The sequence below is a fragment of the Vibrio sp. Vb0888 genome (genome assembly GCF_033338835.1).
Lineage (GTDB): Bacteria > Pseudomonadota > Gammaproteobacteria > Enterobacterales > Vibrionaceae > Vibrio > Vibrio alginolyticus.
The window spans coordinates 1-26,141 of record NZ_JAWOTL010000007.1 but is presented as its reverse complement, the minus strand read 5'-3'; the positions used below and the strand labels follow the sequence as shown (position 1 = coordinate 26,141).

At 44.9% G+C, this 26,141-nt stretch carries 22 protein-coding genes; 9 read left to right on the top strand and 13 right to left on the bottom strand.

Annotated elements, in window-relative coordinates; translation table 11 throughout:
• Positions 1-64: 64 nt before the first annotated feature.
• The 5 genes from R7P72_RS11885 to R7P72_RS11865 form a co-directional block, all read right to left on the bottom strand.
• Positions 65-1,429 carry a TrkH family potassium uptake protein gene (locus R7P72_RS11885; RefSeq protein ID WP_213906930.1) on the bottom strand — a complete coding sequence of 455 codons (1,365 nt, stop codon included), beginning with the start codon at positions 1,427-1,429 and terminating at the stop codon, positions 65-67.
• Position 1,430: 1 nt separating this feature from the next.
• Complete coding sequence (locus R7P72_RS11880) at positions 1,431-2,084, bottom strand: potassium channel family protein (protein WP_005375180.1); 654 nt, start codon at positions 2,082-2,084, stop codon at positions 1,431-1,433.
• A 151-nt stretch (positions 2,085-2,235) separates the two neighbouring features.
• Positions 2,236-2,934, bottom strand: a complete 699-nt coding sequence (locus tag R7P72_RS11875) for a response regulator transcription factor (RefSeq protein WP_053307901.1) — start codon at positions 2,932-2,934, stop codon at positions 2,236-2,238.
• Positions 2,931-3,965 carry a DUF4118 domain-containing protein gene (locus R7P72_RS11870; RefSeq protein WP_171344188.1) on the bottom strand — a complete coding sequence of 345 codons (1,035 nt, stop codon included), beginning with the start codon at positions 3,963-3,965 and terminating at the stop codon, positions 2,931-2,933. The genes R7P72_RS11875 and R7P72_RS11870 overlap by 4 nt, the downstream gene beginning before the upstream one ends.
• 237 nt (positions 3,966-4,202) lie before the next feature.
• Complete coding sequence (locus R7P72_RS11865) at positions 4,203-6,056, bottom strand: ABC transporter ATP-binding protein (RefSeq protein ID WP_042521744.1); 1,854 nt, start codon at positions 6,054-6,056, stop codon at positions 4,203-4,205.
• Between the two features lie 145 nt (positions 6,057-6,201).
• Here R7P72_RS11865 and R7P72_RS11860 point away from each other — a divergent pair, with 145 nt between their 5' ends.
• Genes R7P72_RS11860 through fhuB form a run of 4 tightly spaced genes read left to right on the top strand, consistent with a single transcriptional unit; the run spans position 6,202 to position 12,025 of the window.
• Positions 6,202-8,304, top strand: a complete 2,103-nt coding sequence (locus R7P72_RS11860) for a TonB-dependent siderophore receptor (protein ID WP_025768541.1) — start codon at positions 6,202-6,204, stop codon at positions 8,302-8,304.
• A gap of 51 nt (positions 8,305-8,355) precedes the next feature.
• Complete coding sequence (locus R7P72_RS11855; RefSeq protein ID WP_017635311.1) at positions 8,356-9,141, top strand: ABC transporter ATP-binding protein; 786 nt, start codon at positions 8,356-8,358, stop codon at positions 9,139-9,141.
• Entirely contained in the window at positions 9,132-10,061 is a 930-nt protein-coding gene (locus R7P72_RS11850; RefSeq protein ID WP_025768542.1) for an iron-siderophore ABC transporter substrate-binding protein, read from the top strand. Before R7P72_RS11855 ends, R7P72_RS11850 begins: the two co-directional genes overlap by 10 nt.
• The gene (gene fhuB / locus R7P72_RS11845; RefSeq protein ID WP_025768543.1) at positions 10,058-12,025 is read left to right on the top strand and encodes a Fe(3+)-hydroxamate ABC transporter permease FhuB; all 1,968 of its coding nucleotides are present in this window, start codon (positions 10,058-10,060) and stop codon (positions 12,023-12,025) included. The genes R7P72_RS11850 and fhuB overlap by 4 nt, the downstream gene beginning before the upstream one ends.
• 95 nt (positions 12,026-12,120) lie before the next feature.
• Here the strand turns inward: fhuB and R7P72_RS11840 are convergent, their stop codons facing one another.
• The 8 genes from R7P72_RS11840 to R7P72_RS11805 form a co-directional block, all read right to left on the bottom strand.
• Positions 12,121-12,969 carry a mechanosensitive ion channel family protein gene (locus R7P72_RS11840; protein WP_005375171.1) on the bottom strand — a complete coding sequence of 283 codons (849 nt, stop codon included), beginning with the start codon at positions 12,967-12,969 and terminating at the stop codon, positions 12,121-12,123.
• A 95-nt stretch (positions 12,970-13,064) separates the two neighbouring features.
• Positions 13,065-14,405, bottom strand: a complete 1,341-nt coding sequence (locus tag R7P72_RS11835; protein WP_005383906.1) for an HlyD family type I secretion periplasmic adaptor subunit — start codon at positions 14,403-14,405, stop codon at positions 13,065-13,067.
• On the bottom strand, positions 14,380-16,098 hold the full coding sequence (locus R7P72_RS11830; RefSeq protein WP_025768544.1) for a type I secretion system permease/ATPase: 1,719 nt from the start codon (positions 16,096-16,098) through the stop codon (positions 14,380-14,382). The genes R7P72_RS11835 and R7P72_RS11830 overlap by 26 nt, the downstream gene beginning before the upstream one ends.
• A gap of 152 nt (positions 16,099-16,250) precedes the next feature.
• A complete protein-coding gene (locus tag R7P72_RS11825) occupies positions 16,251-16,841 on the bottom strand; it encodes a calcium-binding protein (RefSeq protein ID WP_005375168.1) in 591 nt (196 codons plus the stop codon).
• Between the two features lie 206 nt (positions 16,842-17,047).
• Positions 17,048-17,704, bottom strand: a complete 657-nt coding sequence (locus R7P72_RS11820) for a LuxR C-terminal-related transcriptional regulator (protein WP_031777174.1) — start codon at positions 17,702-17,704, stop codon at positions 17,048-17,050.
• 228 nt (positions 17,705-17,932) lie between these two features.
• On the bottom strand, positions 17,933-18,601 hold the full coding sequence (locus R7P72_RS11815) for a LuxR C-terminal-related transcriptional regulator (RefSeq protein WP_025768545.1): 669 nt from the start codon (positions 18,599-18,601) through the stop codon (positions 17,933-17,935).
• A gap of 246 nt (positions 18,602-18,847) precedes the next feature.
• Positions 18,848-19,048, bottom strand: a complete 201-nt coding sequence (locus R7P72_RS11810) for a restriction endonuclease subunit S (RefSeq protein WP_005375165.1) — start codon at positions 19,046-19,048, stop codon at positions 18,848-18,850.
• A 56-nt stretch (positions 19,049-19,104) separates the two neighbouring features.
• Entirely contained in the window at positions 19,105-21,021 is a 1,917-nt protein-coding gene (locus R7P72_RS11805) for a methyl-accepting chemotaxis protein (RefSeq protein WP_025768546.1), read from the bottom strand.
• 310 nt (positions 21,022-21,331) lie between these two features.
• Here R7P72_RS11805 and R7P72_RS11800 point away from each other — a divergent pair, with 310 nt between their 5' ends.
• From R7P72_RS11800 to R7P72_RS11780, 5 genes are all read left to right on the top strand, one after another.
• Complete coding sequence (locus R7P72_RS11800) at positions 21,332-22,288, top strand: AAA family ATPase (RefSeq protein ID WP_025768547.1); 957 nt, start codon at positions 21,332-21,334, stop codon at positions 22,286-22,288.
• 13 nt (positions 22,289-22,301) lie between these two features.
• Positions 22,302-23,228 (top strand): DUF58 domain-containing protein, encoded by a 927-nt coding sequence (locus R7P72_RS11795; RefSeq protein WP_025768548.1) that lies wholly within the window; start codon positions 22,302-22,304, stop codon positions 23,226-23,228.
• 37 nt (positions 23,229-23,265) lie between these two features.
• Positions 23,266-23,742: a DUF4381 domain-containing protein gene (locus R7P72_RS11790; RefSeq protein ID WP_025768549.1), complete on the top strand. Its 477-nt coding sequence runs from the start codon at positions 23,266-23,268 to the stop codon at positions 23,740-23,742.
• The gene (locus tag R7P72_RS11785) at positions 23,735-24,739 is read left to right on the top strand and encodes a vWA domain-containing protein (RefSeq protein ID WP_213906931.1); all 1,005 of its coding nucleotides are present in this window, start codon (positions 23,735-23,737) and stop codon (positions 24,737-24,739) included. Before R7P72_RS11790 ends, R7P72_RS11785 begins: the two co-directional genes overlap by 8 nt.
• Positions 24,732-26,141 (top strand): VWA domain-containing protein (locus R7P72_RS11780; protein ID WP_318110533.1); only part of this gene is annotated, 1,410 nt, incomplete at its 3' end. The genes R7P72_RS11785 and R7P72_RS11780, both read left to right, overlap by 8 nt.

Sequence of the window (26,141 nt, the reverse complement as noted above, 5' to 3'; positions counted from 1 at the left end):
AAAAAGAGGAGCAGTTACTCCTCTTTTGCCTAGCCTTTTGCTCACTTTCTTCGAGTTAGCCCATTTACCCTATTGCCAATTTAGTGCTCGCGTAACGCGCTTTTTTCTTTCTTGGACTGGCTAAGAAGTACGCCAAAGTAAGGGGGCCTAATCGTCCCATAAACATCATGAAGATGATCACTAACTCACCCGGTTCGGATAAACTGCCCGTTAAGCCTCGCGACAAACCAACCGTACCCAGTGCCGAGACTGCTTCGAACATAATGTCTAACATAGACGCTTTCTCTGTCAGTAACAGCGTGAATATGGCAAACCAAGTCACGCCCACCGAGATCAGAGTCAGCGCCAATGCCTTGCTGATGGTCTCTTTGGGAATCTTGCGTTGAAAGGCATAGGTTGCTTCATCGCGACGCAAATAGCTGTAAGTCGCCAAGACTAACACTATAAATGTCACAACTTTAATGCCACTTGCCGTACTCAATGATCCACCGCCGATAAACATCAACACCAGAATGATCGCCGTTGTGGCATCTTCCAACTGATCGATAGCTAAAGTGTTGAACCCTGCCGTTCTTGGCGTCACCGCTTGAAACCACGATGCCCACCATTTCCCTGCTTCGCTCAACGGGGCAAGCGTGTTGGGGTTGTCATATTCAATCAGATAAATCGCGATAAGTGCCACCACGTTAATGATCATCGTGCCTAAGATCATCATTCGACTGTAAACGGTGAGTCGATGCCAACGGCGATTGCGTTTTAAGTCAATCCAAACCGAGAAGCCTAAACCACCAATAATGAACAAACTGGTAATGGTGAAGTTAACGACCGGGTCGTCCACGTAAGGCATTAAGCTATCGGCACTCAACGCAAAACCTGCATTGTTAAACGCACTGATGGTGTAGAAGAAACCATGGAACAAACTGGTTTCCCAGCCCAGCTCTTCACTCCAATAAACGCTCAAAATAGTGAAACCAATAAGTTCAACGAGCAGAGCGAACATCAATACAGATTTAGCGGTGGCAATGAGTGTCGATGAATCAGTCTGGTTGAACGCCTCTCTCGCGACTGCTCGCTCCAAAAAGCCAATTTTTCCGCCCAGAGCCAGCAAGGTCACGATAGCAAACGTCATCAAACCTAGGCCACCACATTGAATCAGGAAAGCAATAACCACTTGCCCAAAAGGCGTAAACGCCGTGCCCGTGTCTACCACAACTAATCCCGTCACCGTAATGGCCGATGTCGCAGTAAACAGGCTTTGAATCCAAGTGATGGGCTCTGTGGTGGCAATCGGCAGTTTGAGTAAGACCGTGCCGAGCATGATCAAGCACGCAAAGCTGAGGCTAAGTATTAATGGCGGTGCGCCCAACAATTTTTTGCCCGCTTTGGGTTTTCGCTCGATTGGGATAACAGAGGGATGCCACAAAACCATGTTACACCAACCTTGGAGCGACGTATTTCAGCTCAGCGCGACTACCGCAAAGCAACAGCGTGTCGAACTCATTAAGCACAAACTCATCATTGATATTGGTGTAGACGGCTTCTTCGCGCTTCACCAAGATAGGCTGAATGTTGTAACTGCCTCGGCTGATCAACTTAGAAAGCGGCGTATCGTGCAGATTGGATTTAACGTGGATTTCCACCACATACAAACCATGCCCCATTTCCAAATAGTTGTTCACCATCGGATAGTTGAGTGCCTGCGCGACTCTTACGCCCATCTCCTCTTCCGGATGAATAATGCGTTGTACACCAAGCTTAGACACGATGGTGTGGTGTGCTTTGGTGCTCGCTTTGACCCAAATAGATTTCACACCCAGATTTTTCAGCGCCAGCGTACACAACAAACTGGCTTGCATGTCTTCGCCAATCGCCACCAACACCACATCACTGTTCGCTAACGCTAACTCTCTGAGTGCACCTTCGTCTGTTGCGTCACATATGACCGCTTGCGTTAACTCTTCGACGTATTTCTCGACGATTTTCGGGTCGCTATCCACCCCCGTTACGGTGTGTCCAAGATGAATAAGTTCTAAGCTAGCGGCAACGCCAAATCGCCCTAAACCAATTACTGTAAAGTGAGCCATATCAATCCCTAACTGTGTTTTATGTATAGAAAATGCTAATGCGCTAAGGGCTAGGCTGATTTTCCGTCACGAAAAATAGGCAACACGAATCCTGTTCGAGTGCCGATAACCAGCACTAAACCTTGGCATTAACGTTGATTAAATTTGGAATTTAGTGGTGCTTGGACGTCTCAAGCACTAAACGATAACCCAGCCCCGGCTCGGTTTTTAATAGCCGCTGTTCGTCAGCACTATCGTTCAGTTTTTTGCGTAGTTGACTCACTAACACGCGTAAGTAGTGAGTGTCTTCGACATGACTTTTTCCCCAAATCACCGCTAGCAAATGAGTTTGCTCAATGAGTTTTCCCGGCTTGAGAATCAACTGTTCAATGAAAGAAAATTCTTTCTTGGTGAGTGGAATTTCCCTCTGATCCAACCAAAATTGGTGGGTGCTTTTGATGATTTTGACTCGGCCAGCCACCAGCTCATCAGCGATGGATTTCTCATCCACCAAATCTCGAACCAGCACTTTGATGCGCGCGATGAGCTCTTTTACGCCAAAAGGCTTGCTTAAGTAATCATTCGCGCCCGCTTCTAAAAGGCGGATTTTTTCCTCTTCTTGATCGCGAGCTGTCAGCACTAGCACTGGCGTTTTATACGTCTGACGAAGCGTCGTGAGAAACTCCGTCCCATCGCCGTCGGGCAAGCCTAAATCTAGCAGAATGACGTGCGGCGAATGTGCTTCGAAACACGCTTTGGCTTCTGCAATGGTACTCGCGCCAATGTAATCAAACCCTTCAGCAGACAGCGAAATTCGAATAAAGGTATGAATGCGAGGCTCATCGTCCACGACTAAAACTTTGTAACTCACGCCTGCTCTGCTCCTTGATTGAGTGGAAGTAGAATGCGGATCAGCGTCCCTTCTGATACTGGCATAGATTGAATCTCTCCTTGGTGTGCGATGATGATGCCTTTGGCAACCGCGAGTCCCATTCCGGTGCCTGAATCGGCCGATTTGTTGTTCGCGCCGGAATAGAAAAGGTTGAATATTTTTTCCGCATCTTCAGCTTTGATGCCAATCCCCATGTCCCGAACATCAATCACGCACGACAAACCCTGCTTAGAAAGTGAAACCTCAACAGATTCATTCTCTGGTGAAAATCGCATGGCATTATCCAGCACATTAAAAATCGCTTGTTCGATGAGCGAACGACTTACTGATAAATAACCAACGGAATCATCCATATTCATGGACACTTTCTCGGTGTAATTCGGCAAACGAGAAACCGCATCCCGCACAATATCTGCAATCAGCTCATCTTTTTTGGTAATTTTTAATGTGCCGTGCTGGAGCTTAGTCGCCTGTAAGAGGTTCTCGATATATTGATGCAAGCGATGGCTTTCTGAAGTCGCACTGTCGAGCAATTCTTTACGCTCTAAGTCATCGAGCTTGGGCATGTACTCGTTGAGTGTGGTCAGTGTTCCAATAATGGTTGCTAGCGGCGTGCGTAGGTCATGGGACACCGATAGCAGGATGCTGTTTTGCAGCTTGGTTTGTTTTAACTCTCCCTGCTGCCGACGATAAAGATCCGCAAAGGTGCTGGTGATAAAAGCCACCACCATAAACACGACTAAATTAAAAATGTCTTCCGGACGAAACATCTGCAAAGAGTAACGAGGCGTCGTGAAAAAGAAGTTGAAGCTCAACGCTTCGACCACCGCCGCCGCATAAGCGAATCGCGAGTTGCATTGAAACGCCACTACCACGACCGCTAACTGTAAAATCAGCAGGACTGCGGCTGTAGAGCCAAACAGTTGGTCTAACAGCCATGAGACGACAACCGCACCAACAATCACGGTAGTAGAAAAGAGAAAGGTGTTATCTCGCCATTGAACAAACATAAAATACATCAACCAAAATTCGATGTAGAAAACTTTAGCAAAAGCCCATTCGGAGTTCGCGTAAAAAAAGCGTAAAAAATTCAATAACGACAGTGAGTTATAAACATAATCATCATTAAGTTGGCCTAACTCAATGAATAATCACAAGTTAACGTTGCCCATTAACGCCTACTTACTCGGTATAAACGACAGACACAAAAAAGAGGAGCATTTGCTCCTCTTTCGTGTAGCGTCATATTAGATGACTTGCAGTTGAGCATCACCTTGCTCAGACAAAAATCCGCCGGTTTGATGCTTCCACAACTGAGCGTAAACACCACCCAATTGCAGCAGCTCGTAATGCGAGCCTTGCTCAATGATTTTGCCGTCATCCATTACAATCAAACGATCCATCGCGGCAATCGTTGATAAACGGTGAGCAATCGCAATCACTGTTTTTCCTTCCATCAGAACTTCAAGGTTTTCTTGAATTGCCGATTCTACTTCTGAATCAAGTGCAGACGTTGCTTCATCCATGATCAAAATTGGCGCGTTTTTCAGCAGAACGCGAGCAATCGCCACACGTTGACGCTGACCACCAGACAGCTTCACACCGCGTTCACCCACTTCAACGTCATAGCCAACGTTACCTTGCTCGTCTCGTAGAGATTGAATGAAATCATGAGCATGTGCTTTCTCAGCAGCTGCGATAACGGCATCCATTGAAGCATCTGGATCACCGTAAAGAATGTTCTCTTTAATTGAACGATGCAGCAAAGAGGTGTCTTGCGTGATCATACCGATGTGTTGGCGAAGCGACTCTTGTTCAACTTGAGAAATGTCCTGTCCATCAATACAAATCTTACCGCTATTTACGTCGTAAAAGCGCAGCAACAAGTTGACCAACGTGGATTTACCTGCCCCAGAGCGACCGACAATGCCGACTTTTTCGCCCGGTTTGATAGTCAGATTCAAGTTCTCAAATACTGCCTTCTCATCACTGTAGTTAAAACCTACGTGATCAAAGCAGATCTCACCTTGAGAGATTTGCAAAGGCTTAGCATTTGGTACGTCTTTCACTTCAACATCGTTTGAAATCGTATTAATACCGTCTACTACTGTACCGATGTTTTCAAACAGTGCGCTAACTTCCCACATGATCCACTTCGACATACCTTGTACGCGCAACGCAATACTGATGGCAATCGCAATAGCACCAATTGTTACAGCGTGATCTAGCCATAGATAAACCGAAATGGCACTAATAGACATCAGCAGCAAATAGTTGATGGCATCCACACTAAACAGTAAACAAGTCACCATGCGCATTTGGCGGTAAACCGTCACCAAAAATTGCTTCATGCTGCTTTCTGCGTATTCCAACTCTCGTTGCGAGTGCGCGAATAGCTTTACGGTAGATATGTTGGTGTAAGAATCGACAATGCGCCCAGTCATTACAGAACGAGCATCCGCTTGCTCTGTCGCTACTTGTTTCATTTTAGGGATAAAGTAGAACTGGATAACCGCGTACATTCCTATCCAAATCACAATAGGCAACATTAGCAAACCATCGGCTTCGCCCATCATCCAGAGCATCGAAAGAAAATAAACGCTGATATAAACCAGTACATCCACCAGCTTCATGACCGTTTCTCGTACCGCTAACGCACTTTGCATCACTTTGGTCGCAACTCGGCCTGCAAAGTCACGCTGGAAAAATCCAACCGCTTGTTTTAGCAAGTAACGGTGAATCAACCAACGGATAGACATCGGGTAGTTACCCAATAACGTTTGGTGCATCACCATTGAGTGGACAAAACCGAGAGCTGGCATCACAACCGCCACTAAGAACAGCATCATTAGCATGCGATCACCCTGGTCTTGCCAGAATGTTGCGCGATCTTGATTAGAGAGAATATCGACGAGCTCGCCCATATAACGCAACAGCGTCACCTCTGTAATGGCAATAAGCGCACTGAACACAGCCATAACGAGTAAAGGGGCTTCAAAGCCACGAGTGTAAAAACGACAAAAGCCAAATAGCGTCTTCGGTGGCTTTTCGGTTTCCATCTGGGGAAAGGGTTGGGTCAGTTTTTCAAACCAATTGAACATAACAATGACTTTAGGTACCGCGAATGAATTTGCGAACGTTTTACTATCTTTTGATACAAAAGTCAGTAAAATACCGAAACAAAAGCTCAAATGATAATAATTACAATTAAGCTTAGCGTTAATCATAATTATCGGGAATAGATTTATGCAAAAGAATAACTCACTGACCATCGCTATCCGCAACGCGTTGGTTTGTGCTTTAGCACCTACAGCAGTGGTTGCATTCACAGCACAAGCTCAAGAAGACGTCGTACAAGATGACGTGATTGCCATGGAGACCATAACGGTCACCGCGCAAGCACTTAAAGTAGAAACCCCGGCAGCAGAAACGCCGCGCAGCGTATCTATCATTTCTGAAGATGAACTTCGTGTTCGTGCACCGAAAAAGCTAGATGAAGCATTACGCTACACGTCTGGTGTAACCGCTCAGCCTTATGGCGCAGACAACGACACTGATTGGTTCAAAGTTCGTGGATTTGATGCAGCGACTTACCTAAACGGCAACCGCCTATTCCGCGATGGTTACTACACATGGTTGGTCGAACCTTACGGCCTAGAAAGTGTAGAAGTCGTTAAAGGTCCATCGGCTATTCTGTTTGGTGAATCGGCACCAGGCGGTATCGTGAATGCTGTTCAGAAAAAACCAACGTTTACGCCTCAAGGCGAAGTAAAAGTCGAAGTTGGCAACAACCAACACCAATCCGTAGGTTTTGACATTGCTGACGAAGCAAACGACGCAGGCACTGTGCGCTATCGTTTGGTTGGCTTGATGACAAGCCAAGATGGTGAACTGGACGGCACAAACAACGAGCGTTTCTACCTAGCGCCAAGTGTCGAGTTCGACATTTCTGACCGTACAATGCTGACCGTTTTGGCAACTTACCTTCATGATGACGGTGTACCAACTAACCCATTCTTCCCGGCAGCAGGTACTCTGATTGGTTCTAACTTTGGCAAAATCGATCCTTCGACTAACCTTGGTCAGCCAAACTACGATAAATACGAACGCACGCAGTTTTCTCTAGGTTACTTACTAGAGCACGACATCAATGACACGTGGTCACTCTCGCAAAACCTCAACTACGGTTCGAATGAGTTGTACTTGCGCAGCTCTTACGCGTTCTCAAACAACGATCCAGCGAAAGAAGAGTTAACGCAAGGCATCGTATTCCGTGACGGAAAAAACCAGAGCATCACGTTCGATAACAATGCTGTCGGCAACTGGATGACAGACAACGCAGAGCACACAGTGCTTATCGGTATGGATCTGCAATTCCACAAAACCGATGGCGACGAGCAAGACAACTATGCATTTGGCACTATCAACCCGTGGAACCCAGTTTACGGCAACTTCACCCCTCTTGATCCTGCCAACAACGTGAAACGTGAGATTGAGAAATCTCAAGCAAGTCTCTATTCACAATACCAATTGAAACTGCATGAACAGTGGATTGGTAACATAGGTGCTCGTTACGACTGGGTGAAAACAGAAAACTCTGGCAAGGGCGCTACCGTTGATCAAAGTGAATCTCGTGATGATGGTCAGCTCTCTCTAAGTGCGGGTGTGATGTACCTTGCAAACAATGGCCTGTCACCTTACGCAAACTACTCTCAGTCGTTTGAAGTGATCAGCACTATTGATGCGGCAACCAATGAACTTTACAAACCGCTGGAAGGCGAGCAAGTAGAAGTGGGTGTAAAGTATGAGCCAAGCTTTATGGATGGCTTTATCAACCTTGCATGGTTCGACATCACGCAAAAGAACGCGTTGGTCACTAACCCATCAACATGGATTGCGACACAAACAGGTGAAGTGACATCTCAAGGTATTGAGCTAGAAAGCACGGCGCAGCTAACCGACGATCTAAAACTGATGGCAAGCTACACCTACACTAAAGCGAAAACAGATGAGAGCTTTGGCCAAGGTAAAAAACAAGCCGCACTTATTCCTGAGCATCAAGCGTCTGCATGGGTAGACTACAGCGCCTACAGCCTGATTCCAGGCCTCAATATCGGTACTGGTGTGCGCTACGTAGGTGAGTCAAAAGATAACCCTAAGAGCTCGAACCTAACGGTTCCTTCTGTCACTCTTTGGGATGCGTCAGTCACTTACGACATCACTTCACAGTGGCAAGCACAGCTAAACGTGAACAACATCCTAGATAAAGAGTTTGTTTCAGGTTGCGATTACTGGTGTTACTACGGCCAGTCTCGCTCTGTTATGCTAAACGCAAACTACCGCTGGTAATTGTACTTCTACTCCCCTCTATTGAGGGGAGTTTTCTCCTAAGAGCCATCCATGTTTCAACTGTCTAATATTGAGATCGTGCGAGGTGGACGTCAGATCCTCGGCATCGAACAACTTAACATCCCAACAAATGAGCTAACGGTCGTTTTAGGCCATAACGGTTCAGGTAAGTCGACACTGGTGAACCTGCTTTCTGGTCAAATGCCACCAGATAAAGGCACGGTAACACTAAACGATACTTCCCTTTCATCACTCAAAACCAAAGAGTTGGCAAAACAGATCGCCTATTTGCCACAAAAGCTGCCCTCTTCGGCTGGTTTAACGGTAGAAGAGCTAGTGCGCTTAGGTCGCTTTCCGTGGCGTGGGGCACTTGGTCGTTGGAAAGCTGAAGACAAACAGATCATCACGCAGGCTATGGAACGAACAGGGGTTACACCTTTTGCTCAAGCTTTGGCGGATGACTTATCGGGCGGCGAGCGCCAACGTGCTTGGGTGTCTATGCTACTGGCTCAACAATCGCCAATTTTAATTCTCGATGAGCCAACCTCGGCGCTCGATGTTCACCATCAGTTTCAACTAATGGCGCTGCTGGCAGAACTGAATCGAACCGAGAATGTAGGCATTATCGTGATCCTGCACGATCTGAACTTAGCACTGCGCTACGCCACCCACATTGTTGCGCTCAAAAAAGGTAAGATTGCCTTTGAAGGCAACGCCGACATGTTGTTAGACGAGGCACGCCTTTCTAAACTATATGAGTCACCAATTAAGCTGATTGAACACCCAAGCCCGGCTAACACATTAGCGAGCCAAAAGGTGGCTGTTGTATGCGCATAATAGCTCGTTTACTTACTGTGGTTACACAATCTGCTTTTCTCCTCGCATTTTTTATGACCAATGCACATGCAGTCATCACCGTTACCGATGAATATGGCGAGCATAGTTTTGAGCAAGCGCCTCAACGCGTTGTAGCCTTAAACTGGGACATCTTAGAACAAGTTTTGGCGCTAAACGTAGAACCAATCGCAGCCCCAAATTTACCAGGCTACCGCCAATGGGTCGTCAATCCAACTGCACCAGAGTCAATTGAAGATATTGGAACCCGAGCAGAACCCAACTTAGAAAAAATAGCCAGTTTGAAACCAGATGTCATCCTTGCTGCGTCTCCACAGCAAGACTTGATTCCGTTACTCAAACAAATTGCTCCGGTAATCTATTTACCTAATTTTTCTGAAAATGAGGCCGCAGCTGAAACGGCCATTCGTCACTTTCGTACGCTCAGCAAGCTATTCAATAAAGAGGCACTTGCGGAACAGAAACTGGCAGAATTAGATGCTTCATTTGCGCAGATGCGCCAGCGAATTCGCCACTATTACTCTTCTCCACTCAGCGTTCTTGTGATGCGATTTTCAACTCCGAATACTGTATTACTTGCAACCGAAAACTCCACCACTGACTACGTGGTTAGAAAACTGGGATTACAGGCTCCAATTAAAGAGGACCCACGAGCGTGGGGAGTAAAGCAAGATCGAATCAATCGGCTTCAGGGCCTCAAAAACAGCTACGTTCTCTACGTACAGCCTTTCCCAGAAGAACGAAAACTGAAAGAGTCGCCACTTTGGCAAGCGATGCCGTTTGTAAAGAAGCAGCGGGTAAATTCAGTCAGAGCAGTGTGGGCGTATGGCGGTGCCATGTCTTTGCAATACACCGCTGAAGCGATTACCGACAGTCTAATAGAGTTGGCACCAGAACAATGAGAACGAAACATTATATTGGTTATCTGGCGCTGATTACATTACTTAGCGTCTTTAGCCTACAAATTGATACTAATTTATCACTTTTCGAACAATGGCAATTATTAACAAAACCAGAGGTAGCAACCGAGTTTCGTGATGTATTCTTTACGCAAGCGCAGCTTCCTAGGTTAAGTATGACCCTGCTTGTTGGTGCCATGCTTGGTCTCACCGGCAGCTTAATGCAGCAATTAACGCAGAATAACCTCACCTCGCCGTTGACTCTTGGCACTTCTTCTGGTGCTTGGCTTGCATTAGTCGTGGTAAACATTTGGTTCGTCGATTGGGTCGCCGATTACTCTGCATTAGCCGCAATGGTTGGGGCTTTAGTGGCGTTTGGCCTGATCGTATCAATTGCCGGTGTGCGTAACATGACAGGTTTGCCGCTGGTCGTTTCGGGGATGGTGATCAATATCTTGCTCGGTTCTATCGCCACAGCCATTATTATTTTAAACGCCCAGTTCGCACAGAATATTTTTATGTGGGGAGCCGGAGACCTTTCTCAATACAGCTGGGATTGGTTTGAGTGGTTATTGCCTCGCTGCGCTATCGCAATCGTAATTTTGATCGTCGCACCACGTATTCTGACCTTAATGAAACTAGGACAAGAAGGCGCAGCAGCCCGAGGCTTAGCGGTATTACCCGCGTTTGGTGCGTTAATGGTGATGGGTATTTGGCTGGTATCTGCCTCAATCACCGCAGTTGGCATTATCAGCTTCATCGGATTACTGACACCCAATATTGCCAGAGCGATGGGGGCAAGAACACCGCGCGACGAATTGATCAGCAGCATGCTTTTGGGCGCAATGCTACTAATCATCACAGACTCTGCCGCTATCTCGCTGAGCTTATGGTTAGAGGAAACCATTCCTAGCGGTGTAGCGGCTGCAGCTATTGGCGCTCCCGCTTTAATTTGGTTTACTCGTAAAAAGCTGACGGCAACCGATCAACTTAACCTTTCAATGAGCCAAGGAAAAACGGCGCTTTCTAAACGCGCGGTATGCAGCATTGCGCTATTCAGTCTGGTTGGGATTCTAGCTTACTCATTCGTTACCCATGGTATAAACGGAATTCAATGGTCTGTGCCAGGTGAGTTCCAATGGCAATTGCGTTGGCCGCGAATGTTAACCGCACTTTCTGTCGGTATTGCGCTATCCGTTGCCGGAATCATTTTGCAACGCATTGTTTATAACCCTCTGGCAAGTCCCGATATTCTCGGTGTGTCTTCCGGAGCCACGTTTGCCATTATAACGACAGGAGTCATCGCTGGGTCGCTTCTCTCCGTATTTAGCTGGGGTATCGCTTTTTTCGGAAGTATGTCCGTATTGATGTTATTGCTGATTATCGGTAAACGAAGCCATTTTAATCCATCTAACTTCGTGTTGTCCGGCATCGCACTAACGGCACTATTAGAAGCCCTCGTTCAATTTTCGCTAGCTCAAGGCTCAGGTGACAGTTACAAAATTTTATTGTGGCTAACTGGTTCTATTTATCGAGTCACAGCCGACACCGCACTGATGCTATGTTTGGCCATAATAGTTCTGCTTGCCGCTGTATTCTCGATTTCTCGTTGGCTAACACTAATTTCCATCGGGCGACAATTCTCAAATGCACGAGGGCTTAACCCTACCGTAGCCAATACGCTTATGCTCACCATCGTTGCTTTGTTATGCGCCTTTTCTACCGCTACAGTTGGTCCAATATCTTTTGTTGGCTTGGTCGCTCCCCATATGGCGATGATGTTAGGAGCAAGAAAAGTGAAAGAGCAACTGTGTGTCGGTGCCTTAATTGGCGCAACCCTAATGTTGTGGGCAGATTGGCTAGGACAAATCGCTATTTATCCAAGTCAGGTCGCAGCTGGCACGTTGGTCGCTATTATAGGCAGCACTTACTTCCTATTTTTAATGCTGAAGAGTAAATTCAGCTAAGTTGGGAATATTGTTACAGCCTAAAAATACGCTAAGAAAAACAAACCCCGCTATTTTGATAGCGGGGTTTGAAATTAAAGGCGAAGTACGATGCTCTATTCTTCTCGCACTACAGGAAAACGCTGCTCATAAAGTTCCATAAAGTCCTTACGAATTAAGTGCTCTAAGTGGTTCGCTTTATCGGTTGGGCAGAAAATCATCACGTGCAGAATTTGTTCACCATTAATGTTGCTAGAAATATGCATATGTGGCTCAGAACCAGGAAGGTCAACACCGGCATGTTTTTCAATCATCGCATTGTAACGATGTGCAACATCAGCAAAGTAACTGCAATGTTCTTCAATTTTATCAGTTAAAATCGGTAGCAGTGGATACAAATTGACGAAGTCTTTCACCACTACAGAAAAGTTGTGGTAAACGTACCGCTTCATGAAGTTGAGGTTCTTTACTGGATAGGTAAAGAACATACTATTAGGCAATGTCGCTGTTTTGCCGGTGTAATGATATTGCCCATGATGCAGGTCGATCTCTTGAATCACCGTCGCCATCATATTGTGCTCAATCACTTCACCGCATAACTTCCCGACCTCAATCCAGTCCCCAACGCGAAAAGAACGTGAACTTGCTCTTTGAATCGAACCCGTAAAACACAAAATGATTTCTTTGGATGCCACTACAATGGCAACGGCAATCGCCGTTACACTCAGAGCAAACTCGTTAATTTCTGATTGCCATAAAATAAATAAAATCAGTAATGTAACAGCAAAGGTGCCATTTTTAGTTCTGGACATCCAACTACGCTGATCTTCTGAGAGAAAAGCGTGATCACCACGAATCATCGATAAAATTGCACGACGAATTAACCACATAATCGCAAAGATCAGTGCGGTAAAAATCAATTTATGAGTGAGAAGAAAATCGACAACTAACTGCACTTTCTCCATTCCACGGCTCCCTCGAATAAAAATACGGCCCAGTAACAGCTAACGATAACAAATTATTTTGTCTGTTGTCCGTGCTCACTCAAGTCTTTTTGAAATTACTCCTCTCTGAAGGCGCGATTCATGCTTTCTGTAATTGGCTTTATTAGGTAGCTCAATGGCGTTCGTGGCTCAGATAAAATAAGCACTTCGGCATTCATACCTGAGGTTAAACGATGTTTTGTCACATCTTCCGGTGAAATTGCAATTCTAGCGAGATAAAAATCTTCTTGGTTTTCTTGCGAGAGCTTATCGGCAGAAATCGTCAGCACTGTACCGTCTAAAGGTGCCAACGTCCGTGCATTCAGAGCGGTCAGACGAACATGCGCTTGCTGGCCTGGATTCACTAAATCAATATCCTGAGGATTAACACGAGCCTCGACTAACAACTTATCGTCTTGCGGGACCAGTTCTAGTAACGTTTCACCCGACCCAATCACACCTTTTTCGGTAAACACTTGCATGTTGACTACGCGACCAGAAATAGGTGCGTTGATCGTTGTTCTTGCGACAATATCTTGAGCGGAGCGATATTCTTCCCGAATTGCGACAATTTCCGTTTTGGTATTTCGTAGTTCCTCGACAATCTCATTCAGCCTTTCAAGCTTCAACTCTTCAATTTGCGCTAGGTTCTCATCTAACCTTTTTCTAACGGTGAGCGATTGCCTGTCTAACTGGCTTAAGGTACTTCTCACCTCCGCTGCTAAGCGCTTGAGTTGAAGTAAAGTAGATTTTCCCGAGAAACCTTTTTGCACCAAGGCTTGGTTGCTGTCTATTTCTTCAGCAATAAAGTTGAGTCGTTCCGTCTCAATCACTTTGGTTTGCTGAAGGTTTTCAAGCTCTAAATTTGCTCCAGAAATACTCTGCTCAATGATACTCAGTTTACTATCAAAGAATCGCTTTCTCGCTTCAAAGATCTTGTTTTGAACCAGTTGTGCTTCTTGTACGATATCGACACGGGGAATGCTTTCAAGATCATCAGACCATACAATCGTTGGAAGCTCGTCAAGCTCCGCACTTAAACGGTTTTCCTTTGCTAGAGTATGGATAAAACGACCACTTAACGAGTCCAACTTAGCCATAGCTTGACGCTTAGAAAGTTGAATTAATAACTGACCTTTTTCGACTAAATCCCCCTCCTGTACATATAGCTTTTCAATAATACCGCCTTCTAAATGCTGAATTTCTTGTCGCTTAGTGAGAACTGACAAATCACCATAAGCAATCGCTGCACTTTCTAATTTGGCTGTTGCAGCCCAGTAGCCAAGACCTCCAAGAAAAACACTTAAGGTCACCACACCAAGTAAAATTGGTTTTCGAAAGCTTAGTCTCGCTTTGGGGCTAAAACGATATACGATCTCGGTAGAACTCTGATTAACGGTTGGCAGTTGATTGCTCATTTCTTACCCTTGGGATATCTGTTCTTTCTTCGCCCATCAAACGTTTTAATACTTCATCTTTAGCGCCGTATAACTTGACTCGGCCGTCAGCCAAATACAACAGCCTATCCATTTGTCGTAACGTACTCGGATTGTGGGCAATGACGATAATCGTTGTACTCTGTGCTTTTAAATGGGCAATCAAACGTTGATACGCAGCCTCTCCCTCACCATCGAGGTTGGCATTCGCTTCATCGAAAATCACAATAGATGGGTCGCCATAAACGGCTCTTGCAAGAGCGATTCTCTGCCTTTCCCCCCCAGATAAACCACGGCCATTTTCACCAATAATGCAATCATAGCCTTTGTTTTTCTTGAGTATTAATTCATGACATCCTGCTAGTTGCGCCGCCTTGATGACTTTAGCGGGGTCTTCTTCTTTAAAGCGCGCGATGTTCTCTCGAATTGTGCCAGGAAATAACTCCACCTCTTGAGCGAGATACCCAAAATGCACGCCGCGATCTTCAGATGCCCATACGGAGACTTCCATACCATCAAGAGTCACTTTACCCGCTAATGGCTTAACCGTACCTAATAGCAGCCGAGCAAACGTCGATTTACCCGTACCAGAAGGGCCAATCACCCCAACAGCAACACCCGGAGGAATCGATAAGCTGAGCGATGAGAGCACTGGTTCAGTTGCTCCAGGGTGGCGATAGGCCAGTCCGGAAAGCTCATAGTGTCCTTTTGGTTTAGGCAGTGGCATATCTGATTCATCTTGGCGCACGATCGCATCGATTTCTTTCAACCTTTTATAGGCGCCTTTAGCAGACATCGCGCTTCGCCACGTGCCTATCGCCTGCTCCATCGGCGATAATGCCCGACTCATTAATATGGAGCTCGCGATCATCGCCCCTGCCGTTATCTCATGTTGGATAACTAACCATGCACCACCTCCCAGTAAAAATATCTGTAATGAGCCACGCACAAACTTAGAAAAGTTAGCCATGTAGATAGACTTACCTGCAACTCGCTCTTCAAGCACATTCACTTCGCTCACGCGCGACTGCCACTTCTCTAAAAATGCATTCATCATCCCCATTGCGAGAATTGAATTGGAGTTTTGCGTGGCTAATTCTGCGTTGTTGATATGAGAAATCGCTCTGACTTCGCTCTCTTGCATTGTTTTACGCGTCATTAGCTCATTAAGTAGACCTAGGCTAAACAATACGATAGATCCAAGTAACGCGATGTGACCTAATATCGGGTGCAATAAATACACAAATAAAATAAACAGCGGTGTCCAGGGCGCATCCAACAGTGGGTAAGGTGCTTGACTGCTCAAAAAGCTTTTGATGTTCTGAATGTCTCTCAGAGTTTGCGAGGTATAACTCTTCCCGGTATGTGATTGATATTGAATCGTGCGCTTGAGCATGAAAGCGGAGAGTTTTGTGTCCATCCAATAACCAAAAGATTTACTCATTTGTGCTCGTGCAATGTCGATGATGGACATGGTTAACAACGCGACAATTACGATGACAGTGAGCAAGAATAAAGTATCGGTTGAGTAGGAAGATATCACTCGGTTGTACACTTGAAGCATGTACAACGGAATCGAGAGAACCAATAAGTTGATAAAAAGGCTAAAAACGATCAGCAAGCCCGCAAGCGTGCATAGTTTTTGTTTCACTTCTTTGAAAACCGTTTTTTGCACGACTACTTCCGTTTAACGTGAAAATTGTAGGCGCCAGAAATACTAGCGCCTAGCTTAAGGTAACCTCAAATCGCTCTAGAGTGTCCGATTAGTTCACCTCAGCATGGCAGAGCCACGCAAACTAATTCACATCCAGAGTTATTTTCAGTCGTTTAGATTACGAACAGATCAGCACCATAGGTGTTGATGTCAGTTTCAGTCACGCCAATAAGTTTCACTGTTAGATCAGCCCCATCGGTAAACACTGCATTCCCAACTGCATCGTAGCTAAAGCTTAAATCACCAAAGTCTGTGACAGAGTCGCTAATGATGTGCAAAGAGTCTTCACCAATGGTGAAATCAACAACTTTGGCTTCGCCATGGCCACCAAACTTATCCGTGAACACAAACTTATCGCCATTGCTGCCGCCAACTAAAACGTTGTCACCAGAACCAGCAACAAGAATATCTTCACCGACACCACCATTTAATTTATTGTCACCCAGCAAACCCAACAGCAAGTCATTACCGGTACCACCGCCGAGGTAGTCGTTTCCTGTACCAGCCCTAAGGATGTCATCTCCAGCACCACCAGTTAGGCGATCGTCGCCGTCGCCGCCGATCACATAATCATTACCGCCACCGCCAACAAACGAGTCATTACCACCAAAACCGATAAACAAATCATCGCCGCCATCGAAATCAGCAAATTGGTTATTTACACCTGCATCGCCTAAATACGTGTCATTGTCACTTGCGCTCATTTTTATTCCCTCTTAGCTTATTAATTGAATAGACCTTCTGTTCCACGTCTGACTAGATTCGTCACGACATGAGAAGTCTAATAGTCAACTGAATAGGAATAAGTTTGAATATGGGATGATATTTCAGACTGACATTTTAATAATAAATATAAAATTTAGTACTTTATAGAGTATTTTCTTTTTATTACAGCAAGTTAATACTAGTACTACAGGTTTCTCTTAGCCCAACTTGTAGCTTGCGTACGGTTCTTTACTTCTAACTTTCTAAAAATATTGTATAGATGTGATTTAATAGTATGCTCGCTGATAAATAAAGAATCAGCGATTTCCATATTTGAACCACCTTCTTTCAACATTTTTAAAACCTGAACTTCACGCCGAGTAAGCTCAACCTCAATAGCAGGTTCGATAATGCTATTTACTTCTCTGCCTCGATAATAATTTACTAGCTGATCAAGTAATCTTCGAGACAGCCAATTATCCCCTTTTATTATTGCTTTTAATCCCTGACAAACCTTGTCCATTGAATCTCCTGGACCAAATATACCTTTTACATGAGGCCAAGAAGCGAGTTCTTCTGTGTCTAAGTCATAACCTAGATTAAGCATTATAGTTCCTAGCACTTTATTACTATCTTTTAAATAAACTAAAGTTTCGGAAGGAATCTCAACTGAAAAATCAACAAGCAAAAAGTAGCGTTCCGGAATGAGTTCATGATAACTAGGGTTTTTAGTATCAATGATCGTTATTTTAGTTTCTGTATTTTTAGAAAGCATTTCCTTAAAGTTTTCACTCTGTAAACTTTGTTGAGTGAGCATTAGGATTTCAGGCTTTTCCATATACTGTTCCATAATGTTTCTCATACTTTCAGTGACTTAACATTCTTAAATTAGTAGTTAATCGTCAGCACTTAGTTTGATATGTAAGTGCTAGTTCACAGAGTAAAGTTATTTGCTACTTTTTTAAATTCTAAAGTTATTAAAAAGAGAACCAAAAAAAGTGTTTCTCATAAAAGAAACACTTTTAACACATTCAGGTCACAGAAATTATTAAGAGTTTACTAAATTAGGCAACCTAATATTGCAATAGCATTACACCGTTAACGAGTTGTCTGAAATATTTTCCTTTGCCCAAATAAGTGCTTGAACTCTATTTTTCACATCAATCTTCTTGAAAATATTATGTAAATGCGTTTTTACCGTATTCTCGCTGACAAATAATTGTTCGGCGATTTGTTGATTGGACGCCCCCATGGAAAGAAAGGTAATTATTTGTTGCTCTCGTTTGGTCAGAATAGCCGAAACATTCTTATTTATAGGTTTGCAATGTCGACGAAGGTAAGTAATGTACTGCTGAGAAAACTTACGGCTGAACCACATATCTCCTTGAAGCACCTTACCAATACCAACTTGCAACGTTTTTATATCATCAGAGGTATAGAAAATACCGGCCAAAGTACGCCAAGCAAAGAGGTCTTCTGTCGATATGGATTGCTCACAATTAATTAAGATTTCAAGCGTGTTTTTCTGCTTGGCCGCTTTAAACTCCGCATAACGGCGAAAAATTTCATCCGTGATCACGCTGCAATCAACAATAATGGCTGATGCAAGAGATTCATGTAACACTCCGTGAATCAGATTATCTGGCGTGATTAGAGCAACACTAATACCGAGTTTGGTCTCCAATACATCTTTCAACAGAGATGACTGTAGACTTCCCTCCGTGATTAAAATAACGTTTCTTTTTTTTTGCTGCTCCATCCTGATCGCATTCCCTTGGTCGTTTTTATTGAAATACGCAATAGATTTAGATAGAGCGGTAGTATTGTCAAGTATGAAAATCACTAGTACTAATTAATAACTCATTGAAGTGTCAATAATTTTTAAGTGGCAAGTATGTGAGAGGTATTAGCATTTTTCAGACATTAAAAAAGGGAGTATAAACTCCCTTTTTGTGTTTGAGCAGGTGATTTAATCACGCACGTTAGAGGCAAAACACCACCTAACTTAGTGGATTGGAACTGCGTTTTTTTGGTTAAACTTACCAAAGTGTTGTTCTAACACTTCTGGCGTCAGCTTACCTTCCGCTTCCAGCTTTTTCAGCTCAGCGACGATCGCTTTTTGCTCTTCTAGCGACGGCAGTTTTACTTCTGGCTCCTGAGCGGTTTCTTGAGAAATTTGCTCTAGTTCTTTTTCGAAGTCATTCATAGTACTTACCTAAAATTAATGATTGAACTTTTAAACTTCGCCTATTCTATCCAACTCTATAACTTGAAGCTACCAACCATCTTGTCCAAACGAGAAGAGAGCGCTTGAAGATCGCGACTTGCATCCGCCAACTCTTCTGCTGTCGCGGTTGTCATTTCATTTATCGCGTTGATTTCTTCGATATTTTGATTAATGGTATGCACCACCGTGGATTGCTCTTCCGTCGCCGTTGCAACCTGTGTATTACGATCAGAGATGTCGGTGATTCGTTCAGAAATACTGATTAATACCTCGACTGCTTCATCGGTAGAAGTAACCCCTTCTATGGTGACCGCTTTGCCCGCTTCCATAGCACTTACCGCGTCTTGTGCGTCACTTTGAAGCTGATTGATCATGCGCTGAATCTCTTCTGTAGAATCGGCCGTGCGTGAAGCTAGGTTTCTTACCTCATCAGCAACAACCGCAAAACCACGTCCCTGCTCACCAGCACGAGCAGCCTCAATTGCAGCGTTTAGCGCAAGTAAATTCGTTTGCTCAGAGATGTCACGAATTACCCCCAGAATCGAGCCAATATCTTTGGTTGTCGATGCCAACTGCGTAACAACAATATTGGTTGTTTCAACATCATCGGCTAGGCGGCTGATCACCTCTTTTGCTTTCATCACAACTTCTCGACCAGTTTGAGTGTTATCTGAAGCCTGATTTGCCGTATCAGCAGCGGTAGCAGCGTTCGATGCAATTTCACTGATGGTCGCACCCATTTGGTTGATAGCTGCAACTACTTGAATGGTTTGATCACGCTGCTCTTGGCTGTTGTCGTGTGTGGATGTTGCTTTCGTTGACACACTTTCTGCCGCTTGACTTAATGAGCCACTGGTTAAAGCAACCTCTTTCATCGTGGCATGAATCTTCTCAATAAATCCATTAAAGCCTTTTGAAAGCTGAGCAATTTCATCATTACCCTTAATTTCAATACGCTGCGCCAAATCGCCTTCACCTTGCCCAAGGTCGGTAAAACGATCGGCAATCAGTCGGATTGGTTTCGTAATGCTGTTTGCTAACCATACGCCCATGAGGATGAATACAACGGCAACAATGATGGTCGTAAACAGCATTTTTTTAGCTGTCGCATTCAGGTCTGCGAATACTTCATCAACGGGAACCACGCCAATAACAAACCAGTTCATTGAAGGAACATACAAACTAGAAACAAAAGTATCCTGCCCTTCAAACTCCACATTAATTAGGTTGAAGCTATTTTTGTTCAACAGCGCACTTGCGTCACTACCAAATAGTTTAGTGATAGAAGTTTGGTTCTTACCTTGTTGGCGGTGTATTTGAATCTGGCCTTGTTCATTAGTGAGGAACACGTAACCCGTATCTTCAATTTTAAACCCATTGAGCAAAGTAACCATGTCTCCCATAGATTTAGAGAGACCTGACATTGATGTACCATTAAGATCTTGGAAATTGGCAAACATTTTCACTTCGCCATTTGCCTCTTGGAACACACTCACGGACGTTTCTTGACCAGACGACGTAAATCCAAAGAACCAAGCATCTTGCGTTCGGTTAAGTTGACGTAAGAATCCGTTTTGATTCCAGTAATATGCCGTTTGACGATTCGCTACCGACGCATCATTAAGACCATACTGTGATTTAACGTTATTGAGCTGCTGAACCAACTGAACTTCTACTGACGGATCACGGTCTGTATTAGATAGGGCTTCAACAATAAATTCGTTTGTAGCCAGCTGTTTTGCCGCTTGTTGCATTTCGACAACTTCGCGGTCAATTTCGGTATTGATTTGCTGCAACATCGCAGGTAGCTCGATGTCAATAAGACGATGGCTCAATACATCTCTCGCATGACGCTGAGCCATAACACCAACAATGATTGTTGATGCTAGAACAGCAAACGTAATGCCAAGTACAACCTTCTGTTTGATGCTCAAGGAATGAAGTTTCAACATATTCGGACCTTTTAAAAGAATCACTTGTTATTGGCCCCACAAGGGGAATCAGGTGCATATCTCATGACACGCACACCACGGAATCTTTATCGGCTCATATGTACAAAACTAGAGGCATTTCTCATTATATTATGAAAAATAAATGTAACACACTGTCAAATAAGCACTTTCAGAGATAGCACGTACTTGCAATTCTCTGTAGCGTCCCAATATTGAAAAGATAAATTGCAATAGAGCGTTGGAACTTTTTTCACATGGAAAATGACCAATACTCAACACGAAAATCACATGGATACCGAGAGTCCAAAGCATGCATAAATCTAACTTCGAAACTCTTCAGCAATACTTAGAGTCGCAGATCATCGGACAGCAAGATCTGGTAAAGCAACTGCTTGTTGCGCTTCTTGCGGATGGGCATATTTTAGTTGAAGGCCCTCCTGGGTTAGCAAAAACCCGTGCAGTAAAATCACTCTCAGACTGTGTTGAAGGCGACTTCCACCGCATTCAGTTCACCCCTGATTTGCTGCCAGCCGATTTAACCGGCACCGATATCTTCCGTCCCGAAACCGGAGAATTCACTTTCCAATCAGGTCCTATCTTCAACTCGCTTATTCTTGCGGATGAGATAAACCGTGCGCCAGCCAAAGTACAAGCGGCAATGCTTGAAGCAATGGCAGAGAAACAAGTCACAGCAGGTCGTCATACCTACCCGCTGCCAGAGTTGTTTTTGGTTATGGCAACTCAAAACCCGATAGAGCAAGAAGGGACCTACCCCCTTCCTGAAGCGCAGCTAGACCGCTTTTTATTGCATTTAGAAGTGGAATACCCAGATGCGGAGCATGAGCTATCTATCTTGCGTATTAACCGCGGAGAAGCAAAAGGCGAAGCAAAGGTTGAACGCCCAATGTTAAGCCAACAAGATATATTCACCGCACGTAAAGAAGTGTTGGATATTCATATGGCGGAAACGATAGAGCAGTACATCGTCCGTTTAGTTATGGCGACACGTCAAGCCAACGAATATGACACTGAGTTGGACAAGTGGTTGTCAATGGGTGTGAGTCCGCGTGCCACCATCGCTCTTGATCGCTGTGCACGTGCGCACGCTTGGCTTGCTGGTCGTGATTTTGTCTCTCCGGAAGATGTTCAAACCATGGCTTATCCGGTACTGCGCCACCGTTTATTGTTGAGTTACCACGCTCAAGCGGAAGGCATTACGGCAAACCAGGTCATCGATAAACTGCTAAACCTTGTTGGCAGTGCATAAACAGGTGAGTGATATGTCCGCTACACATTCATTACCACCTCATGCGAATGGGGTGACATTAACCCTTGAAGAGCTGCTCCAATATCGCACTCAATCTGTACGTTGGTTACCACCAGCACAGAGTCTCTGGTCGCAGATGAGTGGTAACCATACCAGTCGCCAAAAAGGGCGAGGTATGGATTTTATGGAGGTGCGCCAATATCAACCTGGCGACGATATTCGCAGCATTGATTGGCGAGTCACCGCTAGGACCGGTAAAGCACATACAAAATTGTTTGCAGAAGATAAAGAGCAAGCGGTCATTCTTTATCTTGATCTAAGTTCTAGTCTACATTTTGGATCTAAGTATGTACTCAAATCCGTTCAATTGGCCCACTTTGCCAGTGTTCTAATTTGGCTAACTCTAGCTAAAAAAGATCGCATCGGCGCAGTGATTGATGACGGACATCAATGTCTTGAATTTCGCCCCTCTTCTTTACAAAGACAAGGGCTGCGGATTCTTAACGCCATAGTCGACATACATAATGCGCAAGTAACTCGTACTGCAAGCAACGACACTCGTACACTGCCTTATACACAAGTATTGGAGACACTTCATACGCTCACCCCAAAAGGCAGCGAATTGATTATGCTCAGTGACTTTGCCCACGTAACACCAACGGAACTGGCACAACTACGTCGACTCAAACAACACAATAGCGTAAGGGCCGTTCAGTTTTATGATCCGTTAGAAAGAGGCGAAACAGACTTTAGAGGTCAAGTGAAAGCTTCGGATGGGCTGCATAGTCAATGGTTTAACTTTGGCTCTAAAGGACAACGAAGAGAACTCGAAAGCCACTTTACCCAACATCAAGAAACCATTAAGCAGCAGTGCCATTCGATAGCAATTCCATTTAACACGCTATCAAGTGGCTGGCCCTTAATTTCACAATTAAGCTAACAAACTGACAAGCAGTATTTATTAAGCAGTAATAATAATGACAACAAACAACCAAAGCCTAGACCTTGAACCTTTGATTTTGCCAAACGCACCGGATTGGTTTCCGCTCGCTTGGGGATGGTGGGTGGTGCTTGCAGCCACCTTGCTCTTCGTTTTCGGCATTTGTCTTTATGTGAGATGGCGTAAAAAAAACTTACGCGCAAAAAAGACAGCATTAACACTTTTAACTCAACCTACCGCGCCTCATACCCCCTCTTCTGCTCTGGAAATATTGCGCCAGGCAGCATTGAGTTACTTTCCGCGTGAAGAGATCGCACCATTAACCGGAATCGCTTGGTATGAATTTCTCGATAGCCATACCAAAGAAAGTCGATTCGTAGACAAACAACATCAGTGGCAAGAAGCGTTGTATCAGAATTCCTCCCAAGGGCATCATCAAAGCTTGGTAGACGATTGTGTCGTTTGGATAACCTACGCTTTGCCACCAAAGAAAAAGGCAAATAACCGTGACTGAGCAAACACTCATAACCGATCTTGCCCAATGGCTAAACATTGAATTTGTCTGGTGGTGGGCACTGTTTTTGTTGCCCATCCCCTGGCTGGTATACAAGTTCCTGCCACAAGAATCTCAACAAGCCGAGATCAAATTGGCGTACTTACCAACTAATGAGAATAGCAGCAAACCTAAGCAAGCCCTGCAAAAAGCGCTTTCAATCGCGATCTGGGGCCTTCTTGTCGTCGCTTGTGCGCGTCCAGTTTGGTTTGGCGATCCCGTTGAATTCCAACCCAAATATCGGGACTTGATGTTAGTCGTCGATCTGTCCGGTTCGATGCAGCAGGAAGACATGGAACTCAACGGCGAATATATCGATCGCCTCACAGCAGTCAAAAAAGTTCTGTCTGATTTCGTAGCAAAGAGAAAAGGTGACCGTCTCGGAGTTGTTTTGTTTGGCGACCATGCTTATTTGCAAACACCACTCACTGCAGACCGCAAAACCGTCATGCAACAGATTAATCAAACCGTCATCGGCTTGGTTGGTCAACGAACCGCCATTGGTGATGGTATTGGTTTAGGCACAAAAACCTTTGTAGACAGTGATGCTCCGCAACGAGTCATGATTTTGCTCAGTGACGGCAGCAATACTGCAGGGGTTCTCGAGCCGCTAGAAGCAGCGGAAATTGCGAAAAAATACAACGCCACTATTTACACCGTGGGTGTGGGCGCTGGTGAAATGATGGTGAAAGAGTTTTTCATGACTCGCAAAGTCAACACCGCAGCCGACTTAGATGAACAAACACTGACTAAAGTGGCAGAGGTGACAGGTGGACAATATTTTCGAGCGCGAGATACAGAAGAGCTCGAAAAGATTTATGACACCATCAACCAGCTAGAACCCGTATCTAGCGACACACAAACTTGGCGCCCACAGTCTGAATGGTTTCCATATCCATTAAGCGCTGCATTTGTATTATCGGTATTGTTATTCCTATTAAGGAGAAAACATGGCTGAGTTTATTTTCCTCAATCCTTATTGGCTTTTGGGGCTCATCGTGATCCCTATTGCACTCTTGCTTAATCACAAATTTAGAGCCCAAAAGTCCACACTGATTGCCCCTCACCTATCGCGGATGCTCGGACAAAACACGCAGTCTAAGCATTACTTCACTCTATGGGGTTTAGCTTGGGCAATAACTTGCATTTCATTAGCGGGGCCAAGCTGGCAGTCCAATGCTCGACCAAGCTTTGAGTTAAACCAAAACCGTATCTTGGTGCTTGATATGTCTCGCTCTATGTTTGCTACAGACATCAAACCCAATCGGCTAGCACAAACACGTTATAAGGCGCTCGATTTGCTGCCTAAATGGAAAGAGGGAGCCACTGGACTTATTGCTTACGCTGGCGATGCCTATAACTTAAGTCCACTGACAACTGATTCCAGCACGCTTGCGGGGATTATCGAAAATTTGTCACCAGAGCTGATGCCTTTTCAAGGAGCAAACCTGCCTGCCGCGATTGAACTGGCGATCAACCAGTTTTCTCAAGCCGGCACGCAACAAGGCGATATCATCGTGTTAGCGGATGATCTTGATACGTCAGAGCTGTCTCGCGCGTTAGATTTAGTCCAAGGTACAAAGTTTCGCATTTCTGTTCTTGCCGTCGGGACTCCTAACGGTGCGCCTATCGCGCTGCCCGATGGCTCTCTGCTAAAAACGGCACAAGGCACAACCGTCGTAGCGAAAACAAACCTGAAAAACCTACAGACGCTAGCGAATAAAACTGGCGGTCTATTTGTTCCTATTCAGCACACCAACCGTGATGTTGAAAATATCGCGGCCTTTACTAATAACATTGGTAGCCAGCTTTCTGCGACCCAAAGCGAAGAAGTTAAAACTGATTCTCGTCTCAACAGTGGCTTTTGGTTACTGCCGTTGTTACTTCTTCCTGCGGCTTTACTGTTTCGACGTGGCCTGATTTGGGTGGTAGTTGCGACTGCAGTCCCAGTAACGTGGACACCGCATGCAGAAGCTAATCCGTTCTTAAATGCCGACCAACAAGGAGCGGAACTCTACAAGCAAGGTGAGTATGAACAGGCGCAAAACCTATTTACAAACCCAAGCTGGAAAGGAGCCGCCAGTTATCAAAAAGGTGACTACGAAGCCGCTATCGAAGCATTTTCTCATGATGCCTCCCTTAACGGCCGCTATAACCTCGCCAACTCGCTCGCTCAAAATGGTCAATTAGAAGATGCGGCTGATTTGTATAAAAAACTGCTAGAGGAAAAGCCTAACTTTGAAGCCGCGAAGAAAAACCTATCGGTTGTAGAAGAAAAGCTAAAACAGCAACAGCAACAGCAACAGCAACAGCAACAGCAACAGCAACAGCAACAGCAACAGCAACAGCAACAGCAACAG

What these genes read in the sequence shown, in the direction of transcription:
- R7P72_RS11885 (WP_213906930.1), bottom strand. Translation starts at nt 1,429, where the DNA reads ATGGTTTTGTGGCATCCCTCTGTTATCCCAATCGAGCGAAAACCCAAA.
- R7P72_RS11880 (WP_005375180.1), bottom strand. Translation starts at nt 2,084, where the DNA reads ATGGCTCACTTTACAGTAATTGGTTTAGGGCGATTTGGCGTTGCCGCT.
- R7P72_RS11870 (WP_171344188.1), bottom strand. Translation starts at nt 3,965, where the DNA reads ATGTTTGTTCAATGGCGAGATAACACCTTTCTCTTTTCTACTACCGTG.
- R7P72_RS11865 (WP_042521744.1), bottom strand. Translation starts at nt 6,056, where the DNA reads ATGTTCAATTGGTTTGAAAAACTGACCCAACCCTTTCCCCAGATGGAA.
- R7P72_RS11860 (WP_025768541.1), top strand. Translation starts at nt 6,202, where the DNA reads ATGCAAAAGAATAACTCACTGACCATCGCTATCCGCAACGCGTTGGTT.
- R7P72_RS11855 (WP_017635311.1), top strand. Translation starts at nt 8,356, where the DNA reads ATGTTTCAACTGTCTAATATTGAGATCGTGCGAGGTGGACGTCAGATC.
- R7P72_RS11850 (WP_025768542.1), top strand. Translation starts at nt 9,132, where the DNA reads ATGCGCATAATAGCTCGTTTACTTACTGTGGTTACACAATCTGCTTTT.
- fhuB (WP_025768543.1), top strand. Translation starts at nt 10,058, where the DNA reads ATGAGAACGAAACATTATATTGGTTATCTGGCGCTGATTACATTACTT.
- R7P72_RS11840 (WP_005375171.1), bottom strand. Translation starts at nt 12,969, where the DNA reads ATGGAGAAAGTGCAGTTAGTTGTCGATTTTCTTCTCACTCATAAATTG.
- R7P72_RS11835 (WP_005383906.1), bottom strand. Translation starts at nt 14,405, where the DNA reads ATGAGCAATCAACTGCCAACCGTTAATCAGAGTTCTACCGAGATCGTA.
- R7P72_RS11825 (WP_005375168.1), bottom strand. Translation starts at nt 16,841, where the DNA reads ATGAGCGCAAGTGACAATGACACGTATTTAGGCGATGCAGGTGTAAAT.
- R7P72_RS11820 (WP_031777174.1), bottom strand. Translation starts at nt 17,704, where the DNA reads ATGAGAAACATTATGGAACAGTATATGGAAAAGCCTGAAATCCTAATG.
- R7P72_RS11815 (WP_025768545.1), bottom strand. Translation starts at nt 18,601, where the DNA reads ATGGAGCAGCAAAAAAAAAGAAACGTTATTTTAATCACGGAGGGAAGT.
- R7P72_RS11810 (WP_005375165.1), bottom strand. Translation starts at nt 19,048, where the DNA reads ATGAATGACTTCGAAAAAGAACTAGAGCAAATTTCTCAAGAAACCGCT.
- R7P72_RS11805 (WP_025768546.1), bottom strand. Translation starts at nt 21,021, where the DNA reads ATGTTGAAACTTCATTCCTTGAGCATCAAACAGAAGGTTGTACTTGGC.
- R7P72_RS11800 (WP_025768547.1), top strand. Translation starts at nt 21,332, where the DNA reads ATGCATAAATCTAACTTCGAAACTCTTCAGCAATACTTAGAGTCGCAG.
- R7P72_RS11795 (WP_025768548.1), top strand. Translation starts at nt 22,302, where the DNA reads ATGTCCGCTACACATTCATTACCACCTCATGCGAATGGGGTGACATTA.
- R7P72_RS11790 (WP_025768549.1), top strand. Translation starts at nt 23,266, where the DNA reads ATGACAACAAACAACCAAAGCCTAGACCTTGAACCTTTGATTTTGCCA.